At 38.0% G+C, this 12,784-nt stretch carries 9 protein-coding genes, 1 tRNA gene and 1 pseudogene; 10 read left to right on the top strand and 1 reads right to left on the bottom strand.

What is annotated here, in order from left to right; translation table 11 throughout:
• Positions 1-63 precede the first annotated feature (63 nt).
• From I6F53_RS01100 to I6F53_RS01120, 5 genes are all read left to right on the top strand, one after another.
• Positions 64-612, top strand: coding sequence for an NAD(P)H nitroreductase (locus I6F53_RS01100; protein ID WP_197238226.1), 549 nt, complete (start codon positions 64-66; stop codon positions 610-612).
• Positions 613-815: 203 nt separating this feature from the next.
• Positions 816-1,193 carry a hypothetical protein gene (locus I6F53_RS01105; RefSeq protein WP_197139600.1) on the top strand — a complete coding sequence of 126 codons (378 nt, stop codon included), beginning with the start codon at positions 816-818 and terminating at the stop codon, positions 1,191-1,193.
• A gap of 136 nt (positions 1,194-1,329) precedes the next feature.
• Positions 1,330-1,420 (top strand) — tRNA-Ser (locus tag I6F53_RS01110).
• 52 nt (positions 1,421-1,472) lie between these two features.
• On the top strand, positions 1,473-1,859 hold the full coding sequence (locus tag I6F53_RS01115) for a hypothetical protein (RefSeq protein WP_197238227.1): 387 nt from the start codon (positions 1,473-1,475) through the stop codon (positions 1,857-1,859).
• 69 nt (positions 1,860-1,928) lie between these two features.
• Positions 1,929-2,549 (top strand): FKBP-type peptidyl-prolyl cis-trans isomerase, encoded by a 621-nt coding sequence (locus tag I6F53_RS01120; protein ID WP_197238228.1) that lies wholly within the window; start codon positions 1,929-1,931, stop codon positions 2,547-2,549.
• Positions 2,550-2,702: 153 nt separating this feature from the next.
• Here I6F53_RS01120 and I6F53_RS01125 read toward each other — a convergent pair whose 3' ends face one another.
• Positions 2,703-5,072 (bottom strand): TonB-dependent receptor, encoded by a 2,370-nt coding sequence (locus tag I6F53_RS01125; protein ID WP_197238229.1) that lies wholly within the window; start codon positions 5,070-5,072, stop codon positions 2,703-2,705.
• A gap of 439 nt (positions 5,073-5,511) precedes the next feature.
• Between I6F53_RS01125 and I6F53_RS01130 the strand changes: the two genes are divergently transcribed.
• The 5 genes and pseudogenes from I6F53_RS01130 to I6F53_RS01150 form a co-directional block, all read left to right on the top strand.
• The gene (locus tag I6F53_RS01130) at positions 5,512-7,839 is read left to right on the top strand and encodes a beta-galactosidase (protein WP_197238230.1); all 2,328 of its coding nucleotides are present in this window, start codon (positions 5,512-5,514) and stop codon (positions 7,837-7,839) included.
• A gap of 282 nt (positions 7,840-8,121) precedes the next feature.
• On the top strand, positions 8,122-8,865 hold the full coding sequence (locus I6F53_RS01135) for an SMP-30/gluconolactonase/LRE family protein (protein ID WP_331460744.1): 744 nt from the start codon (positions 8,122-8,124) through the stop codon (positions 8,863-8,865).
• A gap of 44 nt (positions 8,866-8,909) precedes the next feature.
• On the top strand, positions 8,910-10,184 hold the full coding sequence (locus I6F53_RS01140; protein WP_331460745.1) for an RNA-guided endonuclease InsQ/TnpB family protein: 1,275 nt from the start codon (positions 8,910-8,912) through the stop codon (positions 10,182-10,184).
• A 612-nt stretch (positions 10,185-10,796) separates the two neighbouring features.
• Complete coding sequence (locus I6F53_RS01145; RefSeq protein WP_197238231.1) at positions 10,797-11,906, top strand: mandelate racemase/muconate lactonizing enzyme family protein; 1,110 nt, start codon at positions 10,797-10,799, stop codon at positions 11,904-11,906.
• A gap of 447 nt (positions 11,907-12,353) precedes the next feature.
• Positions 12,354-12,680 (top strand): annotated as a pseudogene (locus I6F53_RS01150) (cytochrome P450); the annotation flags it as partial.
• Positions 12,681-12,784 lie beyond the last annotated feature (104 nt).

The raw sequence follows: 12,784 nt of genomic DNA on the forward strand, positions 1-12,784 counted from the left end.
CCCAGTATTTATTTATTAAGGTTTTAAATGTTACTCTAGTATTTTGACTTTCGAGGAATCGTTATGGACGCTATCGAGCTTTTACTTACCCGCCAATCAGACTCTAAATTAACAGAGCCGGGCCCTACGCCTGAGCAGCTCGACATAATAAAGCAAGCAGCATTACGCGTTCCCGATCATGGTTGCATTGCCCCGTGGCAGTTTATAATTGTCGAAGGTGAAGCGCGTAATAAATTGGGTGATATTTATCATCAAAGTGCAGTAGCAGAGCAACAAGCAGAAAAAGTAATTAACCGTGCGAAAGAGCTTCCCCTTCGTGCACCTATGATTGTTATAGCGATTGCTAAATATCAAGAACACCCAAAAGTTCCTCGTATTGAACAAGTACAAAGTGCAGGGTGCAGTGTGCTTGCAATGCAACAAGCTGCATTTGCCCAAGGTTTAGGCGGCATTTGGCGCACAGGCTACTTTGCACAAAGTGCAGCAGTTAAAAAGGCACTTAATCTGCATGAGCAAGATGAAATAGTAGGGTATTTATATATAGGTACACCAGAAGTCGATTGTAAAAAGTCGCTTCGCCATAAGCCTGAACACTATTTTAGTAATTTGTGAAATAGTATGAACTTTGCACAATTTACATAGTCATAATTCATTAAGGTTACAAAGAGTATTATTGAAAAGTTAATGGCTTGGCTGTAAGAAGCGCTTGGAAGCACTAAATTTACTAAATCTTCTTCAGTTTGTTTTTTAATCGGTTGTTTTTTGATACATTATGGAAAGTCTTAATAAAAATAACGATAAAGAAGACGAAAACTATGGGAAATTTATTTTTACAAGAAAAAGAGAATTGGCTAGCATGGTCGATTTGGGGAATCATTGGTGCCTTTGTAACACTGTATGTTGCAATGAATACAAATGCATCGCACTTTATAGCAGGCTCTGCGATCGGTATGCTGGTGTTGCTCACTGTTTGGATGCAACAGACCAAGCGTTTTGATTTTGGCCGTGCATTTAAAATATGCTGCTATGTTTTACTACTTAGCATACTACCTGCTTTTATGTTTGTGGTTGTGCCAAGCGATGATTTAAATCGATTTGATTTAATTTTTCAAAGCGTAACATTCACAGCACTGAGTTTATTAGCATGCTTAATTTGTTCTTGGATTGCGCGCAGACCAAAACAATATTATTAAACGAATAAATTTGTAACTTTTTTAGCGTAACAAAAGAGCAAAGTGATTAGTTTTTAATCGATTAACTAATGTTTACGATTAATTTATATTTAGCGCTTTACAAGTAACACGTTTAACCATATTATTCGCGCCGTGCGGAGAGATGGCAGAGTGGTCGAATGCACCGGTCTTGAAAACCGGCATGGGTTTATAGCCCATCTAGGGTTCAAATCCCTATCTCTCCACCATTATTTAAAAAAACCGCCTTATGGGCGGTTTTTTGCTTTGTGGAGTTTCTAAATGACTAAAGCAACAAACCTACCAACCTCGCAGAAATTAATAAAACATCTTTTATTATGGACGGTATTTGGTTACTGCTATCAAAGTGCTATTAGCTTATTAGTAAAAATGGCTATAGATGCTCAACCAGAGTATCCATTAATTACCGCTTTAATTTATGGTGTTGGTTTTAATGTTTTAGCTGCCCATCTTATTACCAAATACGATAAGCATTGGCCAGTTATTGGCTCTGTTTTTATTGGTTGTATAGGGCTGCTTGTAGTGCCATTTTTACTGTTTGGCGAATCAGGATTACTAACAATACCTCTACTTGTTGGAATTTTATTCAGTTTGCCGCTTTGTAGTTATATTGTTGGCCTAATTAAGCTAAAACTCAGCAAAAACTAGCCCCAAACGCGGTTTATTTTGTGATAGCATAGTCGCGTCTTTTAACTAACAAAACGTGAAAAACACATTATGTCAGATAATTTTACTACAGATGCTGAAAAAGCAAGTTACGGTATTGGCTTACAAATGGGTGAGCAACTTAAGTCTAATCCTTTTGAAGGCTTAAACCTAAATTCAGTATTTGAAGGCATGAAAGATGCGTACGCTGGTAGCGCATTTCAAGTTGAGATCCCTGAGATCCAAGCTGCATTTGAAAAAATAAACGAAGAGATTCAAGCTCGTCGTGAAGAAGAGTCACAAGTACTTTCTGCAGAAGGTATTTCATTCTTAGAAGAAAACGCAAAACGTCCTGAAATCACAGTAACTGAGTCTGGTCTTCAATACGAAGTACTAGCAACTGGCGAAGGCGAAAAGCCAACAGCTGAGTCTACAGTACGTGTTGATTACCACGGTACATTAGTAAACGGTACTGTTTTTGATAGCTCATACGAGCGCGGTCAACCTGCTGAATTCCCAGTTGGTGGCGTAATCAAAGGTTGGACTGAAGCATTACAAATGATGCCTGTAGGTACTAAATGGCGTATTTACGTTCCTCATGAGCTTGCTTATGGTGAACGTGGCGCAGGTGCTGCAATTGCACCTTTCTCAACGCTTGTATTTGACGTTGAGTTACACGAAATCCTTTCTTAATTTAACTATTAATTAAGAATTTGAAAAGCCGTGTTCAATTTGAACGCGGCTTTTTTGTGTCTGTAATTTAAGAGCTTTATCTATTCTAAAAATAAAAAACCGCATTAATAAAATGCGGTTTTTAAATATATAAACTAAAGAGCTTGTTAGCTATTAAAAGTAGCCACGGATACCAAATCGAAAGTTTCTACCAGGTAACGGTGCTTTATCTTTAATAAATGAGCTATGCACAAAGCCTAACTCATCAGTAATGTTATCCACGTTTATATAAAGCTGTGCATCTACACTGCCTAAACCTAATTGGTAATTAGCTTGTGCATCAAATAACGTATAGCCGTCCGTTTGTGTTTCAAATGCTGTTACATCGTTTTGATCAAAGTAATGAGTACCTGTAAGGGTTAGTTGTAAGTCACCTAAATCGTACTGTAACTCAGAGCCTAATTTATTGGCTGGGATACGTGGTAGGTTACCTTCATCATCTTTAAGTTTTGCACGAGTTGAGTCACCAAATACTTTAACCATAGCGCTTGATGTAATTTGATAGTGAGCATCAAATTCAATACCATATAGTTCTGCATCTTTGCTGGTGAACTGATAAACCGCAACAGCATCGTCATGTGCACCAATTGCTGACTCTAAACCGTCTTCTTCATCGTAAACTAAACCTGTATTTTCTTGGAAATAAAAGTTCTTAATATCGTTATAGAAAAAGTTAACCGTGTAACCAAAGTCGCCGCTAAAACGTCTAAAGCTTAAATCTAGGTTTGTTGAGGTTTCTTGCTTGATATTCTCTGGCTCAAAATGCGCTTCATTATCTTCAATGTTGTAACCAAGACCTAGCTCATAAGTGCCAGTTGCAATGTGTAAACCATTTGATAAAAGCTCTGCCGAAAGTGGTGCTCGTTCTGAATGAGAAATACTTGTCGCAATACTATGACCTGGCTTGTATTGCCAAATGGCACCGGCAGAGGCGCTTAAATTGGTAAAGCTTTTATTGTATCCAATAGTTTCTTCGTCGCTATGATCTATTTCTACTTCATCGTGGCTATGTTCGTGTGCCGTGATTTTGCTTTCAATTTTGTAATCTTCTACACGTGCACCAAGCTCTATTGTCACGTCGCCAAATTCACGCTCTTCTAGTAAATATAGTGCGTTAGTTGTAGTTACACTCGCGGGTGTAAATGCTTCTTCACCAATAGCATCGTAGTCAGAATCGCTGTAGTGATAGCCCATCATTCCGTGCCAATCAGCAAACTTATGCTCTACATTTAAACGTGCTTCAGTCGTTTTATTTTTAAAAGTAGTACCAATTTCGCCATCTTCAATTTCGCTGTGTGAATAATCTGTATAGCCAACACGTAGGTTGATGGTTTCAATCCAGTTATTATGAAGAGCGTAACTTACAAGCCCTTGCCAGCGGTCTTGCTCTAAATGTGCGTAAACTGGCTCTTCAGCAGCTTCATCTTCATGTTCTGCATGCTCTTCTTCAGTTTCACCTTCGTGATAGTGATGATGCTCATGCCCAGGAATGCCGTAATCAGTATCAATGCTACCGTAAGAAAAACCAACCGTTAGGTGCTCTCCAACATAGCTAGTACCAAAGTTAAGCGTTTCGCTATCAATAAAGGTGTTCTCTACTGAATCTTCTTTTTCAACATCGCCATCATCATCGGTGATAGTAAAGTTTGGTGTTTGGTAATCGTCGCCGCTGCGTTTTGTACCATCAAAATGAAAGTTAAAGCCGTCATTACCAGTTTCAAGCTTTGCAGCAACTGTGTTTGCGTTAGATACAGTGTCGTGGCTGTATTCAGCCGCGCCTGTAAGCTCGTCGATATTGCTAGTAGGAATGCGGTTATCAACCACATTTACCACACCACCAATAGCACCAGAGCCATAAAGTAGGGTACTTGGACCGCGCAACACTTCAATTTGCTCTGCCGCTAGGCTGTCGCTTGATGTCGCGTGGTCTGGGCCAATGCGTGATGCATCGCTGGCATCTAAACCGTTTTGCATAATTTTAACGCGAGGGCCATCTAAACCACGAATAATTGGGCTTGATGATACAGGGCCAAAGTAACTTGCATTTACGCCTGGTAAACCTTTAAGAGTTTCGCCAAGTGTTGGTTTAGATTTATTTCTTAATTCATCACCTGAGAGCACGCTTACTGGCGATATCATTTCTAGGCTGTTCTTATGAAGTGCAGAGGCATAAACAACCACTGTTTCAACCGATGTTGGTTTAAGTGACACAGACAGATTATTTGAAGATTCGGTAACAGCAATACGAGAGTCTATGTAGTTGTCTTTACTAATATGTAATTGGCTGTTTGCATCTATATCGATAGCAAACTCGCCTAAATCATTACTTTTAACGCTTTGGTTTTTGCCATGGACATGGATAGAGGCATTTTTAATTGGTTGATTTTTATCATCCATTACTTTACCGGTAACGGTTGCAGCCAAAGCTGATTGAGAACATAAAACAGAAAAAATAGCAGAGGAGATTAATGTTAACTTTGTCATGGATATATTGGTTCGTGGTTATTATGTTGTGATATAATATAACACCGCAAAATTAACGAATCAACAATGTTATAGTATAACTTTGTGTTTTGCGTTCAAACCACTAAAAGTGCCGATAAACTGTTTGCTTTACAATAGAAGTTAATCTGGCATTAACTCTACTTTACTGTAACAAATCTACTCGTAGTACCCTCAAAGAATATCTGCTAATGATTATGGAGAGTAGTGTTTAAAGTATTGAATTTTATGTTTTTTACCTATAATTTATATTTTTTAATAGCTCCCTCTATTATAAAACACTTCTAAAATCCATTGCATTGTTAACAGTTAATTGTTTTGTATCGTCGTTTGTGTAATTATCTTGTGTAGTTTTAACGCTTTTTAGCTATCAATTATTGCTCAAAAGTACACATTTAAACACGCACAATAGTAGGCCAACATGTTTCTCAATCCTTATAGTGTAAAATTAGCATCCTCGTTTTTTTGTTTATCGGTACTTGCAGGGTGTCACAATGCGAAAGCTTCAGATCAAAATTCAACTAAAGGAGCCACTCCATTAAAAAAAGAGCATATAATTTTTGATTTTGAACAGGATAATTACAGCCAATATATAAATACAATTAATGGCTTTAGTACATTAATAAAGGAAGGTGGAAACCATAAACTAGCGGTTACATTAAAATCTAAATCTAATGTAGAAAGTGACTTTGAATTTATAAACCCAAAAGGATGGGATTGGCAAGCAACAGGAAACTTTGCCCTTGCACTTGATATACAAAACCCTGATGAGGCTTCTACTCACCTATACATAAAGACAATAGACAAGTCGGGACAATTTCAAACTCGAAGTGTTGTTGTGCCAGCAAAGTCTCAAAATACGTATTACATAGAATTAAAAGGCGCAAATTTAAATGTTAATTCAGGTATTCGCTCAAACCCACCAAGTTGGAAAAGCAGTTATACGCCAATAATCTATAGAGGCGGACAAAAAAATATCGACGTTAGCAGCATTGTAAAAATATCATTTGGAGTAAAAGGGCTACTTGACGATAAACGAATTTTAATAGACAACTTACGCCTTATAAAGCCAACTAATTTTGATACTAACTATCTAAAAGGGTTAGTTGATAAATTTGGGCAAAATGCAAAATTAGACTTTACCAATAAAGTATCTTCAACAGAGCAGCTACAAGTTATTTCTCAAAAAGAGCAAATTAACTTACAAAACTCACCAATGAAAGGACGTTCTAAATATAGTGGCTGGAAAAACGGCCCACAATTAAAGGCAACGGGATATTTTAGAACTGAAAAATACAAAGGGAAATGGAGTTTAGTCGACCCAGAAGGTTATCTGTTTTTTTCAACCGGCATTGATAACGTTCGTATGGCAAATACTTCAACTATTACCGGTTACGATTTTGACCAAAGCTATATTAAGCAGCGCGAAGCTAATGATTTAACACCAGAGGATTCATTAGGATTAAATCCAGCTCCAAAAACTGCGTGGTCAACACGTTATAAAAGCTCAACACTAAGATCTGATATGTTTAATTGGCTACCCGAGCAAAATAACCCTTTAGCAGATAATTACGGCTACAGACGCGAAGTTCACAGTGGTGCAATTAAAAAAGGTGAAACGTTTAGCTTTTATCGCGCTAATTTAGAGCGAAAATATCAAACCCATAACAACAACGACTTAATGAAACAGTGGCAAAACACCACAGTGAAACGCATGCTTTCATGGGGCTTTACTTCTTTTGGCAATTGGATAGAAGAAGACTATTACCATACTAACCAATTACCTTACTTTGCTAATGCGTGGATCATTGGTAATTTCAAAACGGTAAGCAGTGGTAACGACTACTGGAGCCCATTACCTGACCCATTTGATCCATTATTCGTTGAGCGCGCAGATGTAACGCTTGCAAAAGTAGCCCAGCAAGTTAAAAACAGCCCTTGGTGTGTTGGTGTATTTATTGATAATGAAAAAAGCTGGGGGATGATGAATTCTGACGCCGCACGTTACGGCATTGCAATTAATACACTTAAAAATAATGCTCAAAATAGCCCGACAAAAGCGCAATTTGTTACCTTAATGAAAAATAAGTACAGCCAAATTAGCAAACTTAATAAAGCATGGAATACACGTATTGCCTCATGGGATGAGTTTGCTTCAGGCGTGACACTCACGCAGTTTAACGAGCAAACTAATATCGATTTATCAGCGATGTTATTTCATTATGCTAATCAGTATTTTGCAGTGGTTGACGCGGCTATAGCTAAACATCTTCCCAACCAGCTGAATATGGGAGCACGTTTTGCTGACTGGGGTATGACGCCTGAAATAAGAGCCGCCTCTGCCGCGCATGTAGATGTGATGAGCTACAACTATTACCGAGAGGGATTAAATGAAGATTTTTGGGCATTTTTATCTGATATAGACATGCCAAGCATAATAGGTGAATTTCATAATGGTGCGCTTGATTCTGGGCTATTAAACCCAGGCCTTATACACACTCAATCTCAGCAAGAGCGTGGTACTAAATACAAAAAATATATGAATAGCGTTATAGATAACCCATATTTTGTTGGTGCGCATTGGTTTCAATACATAGACTCTCCACTAACTGGGCGAGCATACGATGGTGAAAACTACAATGTAGGCTTTGTAAATGTAGCTGACATTCCTTACAAACCGCTTGTTGATGCAGCTAAAAGCGTGAATAAATCGTTATATGAACGCAGGTATAACAATGCTAAAAATTAAATATATACTAGGGCGTGTTGATCTTTGTGGATTGAAATTTGTTCAATCTAGGGGCGATTAAATCGCGGCGCGAGGTTTGTAACCTAGTGGGCTAAGTAAAAACCGAGCAACAAAGAGTTAATCGTCCCTAGAAAGAACCCTTTGGGCAGCGCATGTTTGGTATTTATGCTGCGTGGTCGCCTATTCATGGGGAATAACCACACTACATAGGCTTCGCCTTGCCTAAAAACCAAACATACTGCTGCAAATTCACCCACCAAAGATCAACACGGCCTAAACGCTGTGTGTGTTTTCTGTTTGGGTGTATCTGCTAAGCAAAGTAACACACTTTTATTCGAGCAAGGCCCCTACAAAATATTTAATGAGCAAGCGCTTGAAGTGCTTAACTTAAATAGCCATGTTAAAACCCTCGCTTCGGGTTATGACTGGCTAGAGGGGCCGGTTTGGGTTAATCAAGGAGGATATTTATTATATTCTGATATACCTAATCATCAGGTTTATAAATATACACCAGGTAAAGGTGCAAGTTTGTACTTAGCGCATAGTGGCTATTCAAATGGTTTAATTGTAAATAAACAAAATGAGCTTGTGCTTTTGCAATCGCGCTCACGTGTTATATCAAAAATGAAGACGCCATTAAGCACGCCTAAACCACAATACCTACAAATTGTAAGTCATTATAATGGACAAAAGTTTAACAGCCCAAACGATGGCGTTTTTAACGACCAAGGCATGCTTTATTTTAGTGATCCACCCTATGGTTTACCTAATCAATTAGATGATGAAGGCAAAGAGCTTAAGTTTCAGGGGGTATATTCACTTAAAAATACAGGGGAACTTACCTTATTGGATCGTGATCTTATTTATCCTAATGGGGTCGCATTATCGGCTGATAATAAAACGTTATATGTGGCGGCATCTAATGCTAATAAACCTGCGTGGTATCAGTATGATTTAAATGACAGTGGTGCAGTGGTAAGTAAATCTTTATTTTATCTAGGAGTACTTCAACAACTTTTGCCGTAAAACACCGTTCCTTTAGGTCGGTGATATAAGGCGATAGTCGCGAAGTGACTAAATGGGTTGTTCCTTTTTTATTGACTGTATATAATAACAGTATGATTATTCGCAAAGCTTATAAATTCCGCTTAAAAACAACACCCGATATTAACGCTAAAATGGCGCAATATGCGGGAAATTGTCGATTCTTGTGGAATAAAGCCTTAGCGATTAACTTATTTAAGTTACAGAATAAGCAAAAGATTTGCTACTACCAAGAGTTGGATTTCTTTTCCAAACTTTGGAAGAAAAGCGAGGAGTATGGCTTTTTAATACTATCGCCCGCACAAACTATCCAACAAACATTAAAACAGCTTGAACGCGCCTTTAAAGACGCATTCGATAAAAACCAACCACTCAAACGGATGCCTACTTTTAAGAAAAAAGGAGAGGTGAATAGCTTTAGTTTTCCTCAAGGCTTTAAAATCGACAAGAATGGGAAACGTATTTTTTTACCTAAAATCGGTTGGGTTAATGTTAGAAAAAGCCAAGCTATTTTAGGTAAAGCTAAAAACGTCACTGTTTCACAAAAAGGTAAGCACTGGTTTGTTTCAATCCAAGTTGAACAAGAAGTCGCACCACCTAAGCACCCATCAAACGCCATGATTGGCGGAGATTTAGGCGTGAAACGCCTAATTACCCTTTCTGATGGCAGTTTTGTGGAGCCGATAGATACCAGTAAACAGACAATCAGGATCAAACGATTACAGAAGAAACTTGCTAGAAAAGTGAAATTTTCAAGTAACTGGAAAAAATTAAAAGCAAAGATCACAACATTTCATACGAAAGTTGCCAATATTCGTCATGACAAATTACATAAGATCTCAACACAGTTGAGCAAAAGCCACGCAATCATCGTGCTAGAAGATCTTAAAATTAGAAATATGACGAAAAACAGCAAAGGCAACAGTGAGCAGTATGGAAAAATGGTAAAACAAAAATCTGGCTTAAACCGCGTCATTCTCAATCAAGGATGGGGAATGTTTAAAGAGATGCTGAAATATAAGCAGGATTGGCTCGGCGGTCAGGTTATTTTTGTTGATCCGAAACATACCAGTCAAACGTGTCCGGCGTGTGATCATCAATCAAAAGATAACCGATTAACGCAGTCTAAGTTTGAGTGTGTGAAGTGCTGTTATCAAAATAATGCGGATCATGTTGGCGCATTAAATATTTTAGCGCGAGGTCATCGCGTTCTAGCCTGTGGAGAGATTGACATTAGTCAGCTTGTTGAAGCAGGAACTTGCATTGTGAGTGATCACAAAGCCCCGATGGTTTTAAACTAATCGGAATCCCCCTCCTTTCCTGAACTTGTTCAGGCGCTTAGCGAGGTGGGGGAGGATGTCAAGAATTACCACCAGCAATTAAGCATGACCAAGGCTTACCAGATGGTTTAAAGGTACATAAAAGTGGGATTATATTTGCTACAGGTCCCAATGGGTTATGGTTATTTAATAAAAATGCTGAGCTACTAGCTCAAATTGAAATGCCAAATATTAGTGCTAATCTAACGTTTAACCAATCACAAAACCGCGTTTATATAACATCGCATACAGAGCTATTGGCACTTGATTTAAAATAGTCTTGTTATTCTATTGTTAAATTAAAGCCCCTATAAGCACGCTTGATAGGGGTTATTTACTCTTTGTTGCCTACATGAATGAAGGTAAGGGGCGTGAGCAGGACGCGGAAGCTTTGCTCGGTTTTCACTTAGGCCACTAGGTTACAAATCTCACGCTGCGATTAAATAGCCTCGAGTTTGAACAAATTTTAATTCTCAAAGATCAACAGACCTTCGGATAATTTCGCTTAATTAAACAGATAACCTTTACAACAACAAACACCTGTTGTAAATTGTTAACAATGAACAGTGTCATGTAAACTAATTCGGTGGCTTAATGAAAGTATCATCACAAACAATCAAAAGTGTAAAAGTCGAGTATTACCAAATTCCGCTAGCAGAAGTGTTAAGTGATGCAAAGCATGGCGATCACACTCACTTTGAAGTTATTGCGTTGCATATTATGACTCACGACGGGTATGAAGGGATGGGATATACCTACACTGGCGGCAAAGGTGGTCGCGCAATTTATTCACTCCTTAACGATGAAATAAAGCCCGGATTAATTGGGAAAAATTCAATGTCTATCATGGCAATTTGGGACAAATTGCAGTGGGATCTTCATTATGTTGGCCGAGGTGGACTACTTAGCTTTGCGATTTCAGCAGTTGATATAGCGCTGTGGGATATTAAGTGTAAGCGCTTAAATGCACCATTATGGCAAGTTGCGGGTGGTAGCAGTGACCAAACAAAATGCTATGCAGGCGGAATAGATTTAAACTTTAGCCAAGAAAAACTGCTTAGTAATATAGATGGTTATTTAAATCGTGGCTTTAATGCAGTAAAAATTAAAGTCGGTAAACCCAACTTTAAAGAAGATATAGAACGTGTAGCCGCAGTAAGAGAGCTAATAGGTAAAGATAAAATACTTATGGTAGATGCCAATTACTCAATGACTGTTGAGCAAGCTATTCGTTTTGCTAAATCAATTGAAAAATACGACATAACCTGGTTTGAAGAACCGACTATACCTGATGATTACAAAGGCTTTGCTCGCATAGCACAAGCGACTTCAATACCGCTTGCAATGGGTGAAAATTTGCATACATTGCACGAGTTTGGTTATGCGATTGAGCAAGCTAAGTTAGGCTTTTTACAGCCTGATGCGTCAAACATTGGCGGTATTACGGGGTGGTTACACGTGGCAAGTATGGCATATACACACAACTTGCCAATTTGTAGCCATGGCATGCACGAGTTACATGTCTCACTGTTGGCATCTCAGCCTCATGCTGGCTTTTTAGAAGTTCATTCATTCCCTATAGATGAATATACAACACATCCTTTAAGGCTTAAAAATGGCCAAGCATGCGCTCCAGATATAATAGGTACGGGTGTAGAATTTGACCCTCAACTAGTGAAACAGCATTTAATTAAACAGTCGTAATACAAAAATTAGTAACAAAAGAAAAGAGTTGTTGTGTGTCCACAAATTCAGCGTAGAGATTATTTATCAAGGAATGAATAATTACCTCTTTGTCATAAGATTAAATTTATGAATACTGATTTTGTGGACGCTTTTATAAAGTTAAATTGTGATTAGTATTGCAACTATTGATTATTTTACACAAACCCAAATTGCTAAGTCTGCTGTAAACCCGATGGTTGTAATTAACGCCGAGAATAGTTTTATTTCAATGCTTTAAATTAATTAGTTAGGGGCTCTCACAACCCCACCAAAGCCAGCTTAAATTGCTGGCTTTTTTTATATTTTAAAAACAGCAATAAAGAGTATTAAATTACTATTTTTAAGCAAAATACGTGTATTTACATCATTAAGTTGTGATTAACATGGTATATCTAAATAAATTAACAAAAGAAATTAGGTTTTATTATGACATCAAAAGTAACTGGTATTAGCGACTTCCCCGATGCATTTTCACAGCAACGTTCAGCAACAGGTATGGGGCAAATGGACGATTAAAACGATCCCGTCAATATGATATTAGGTCTAAAAGATGTACGTAAAGCGGCGTATAATTGTGCTGTTTTCCAATCAGGGGCTAAACCAGGGCGTATTGTCATTCCATCAGAAGTGGCAATACGTGAAACACGCCAAATCCCATTTGAAGTAGACCCGCCTGAGCACGGCGGTTTTCGTGAACTATTAAATCCATGGTTTAAACGACCATTAGATGAATGCTATCAAACTCACCTACAAAAATACCCTTATTTGTAATTTGCTTTGGCTCTATTGTTGTGGCTATAGGTTGTTGGTATACACGTTTACCATTCTTTAAAAGTATAAAAATCAACCAATAACCT

It is taken from the genome of Pseudoalteromonas sp. SWN29, from assembly GCF_015864465.1.
Classification (GTDB): domain Bacteria; phylum Pseudomonadota; class Gammaproteobacteria; order Enterobacterales; family Alteromonadaceae; genus Pseudoalteromonas.

Excerpts from the sequence above, each read along its gene's own strand:
- I6F53_RS01130 (WP_197238230.1), top strand. The coding sequence starts at position 5,512 with ATGTTTCTCAATCCTTATAGTGTAAAATTAGCATCCTCGTTTTTTTGT.
- I6F53_RS01145 (WP_197238231.1), top strand. The coding sequence starts at position 10,797 with ATGAAAGTATCATCACAAACAATCAAAAGTGTAAAAGTCGAGTATTAC.
- I6F53_RS01105 (WP_197139600.1), top strand. The coding sequence starts at position 816 with ATGGGAAATTTATTTTTACAAGAAAAAGAGAATTGGCTAGCATGGTCG.
- I6F53_RS01125 (WP_197238229.1), bottom strand. The coding sequence starts at position 5,072 with ATGACAAAGTTAACATTAATCTCCTCTGCTATTTTTTCTGTTTTATGT.
- I6F53_RS01115 (WP_197238227.1), top strand. The coding sequence starts at position 1,473 with ATGACTAAAGCAACAAACCTACCAACCTCGCAGAAATTAATAAAACAT.
- I6F53_RS01100 (WP_197238226.1), top strand. The coding sequence starts at position 64 with ATGGACGCTATCGAGCTTTTACTTACCCGCCAATCAGACTCTAAATTA.
- I6F53_RS01120 (WP_197238228.1), top strand. The coding sequence starts at position 1,929 with ATGTCAGATAATTTTACTACAGATGCTGAAAAAGCAAGTTACGGTATT.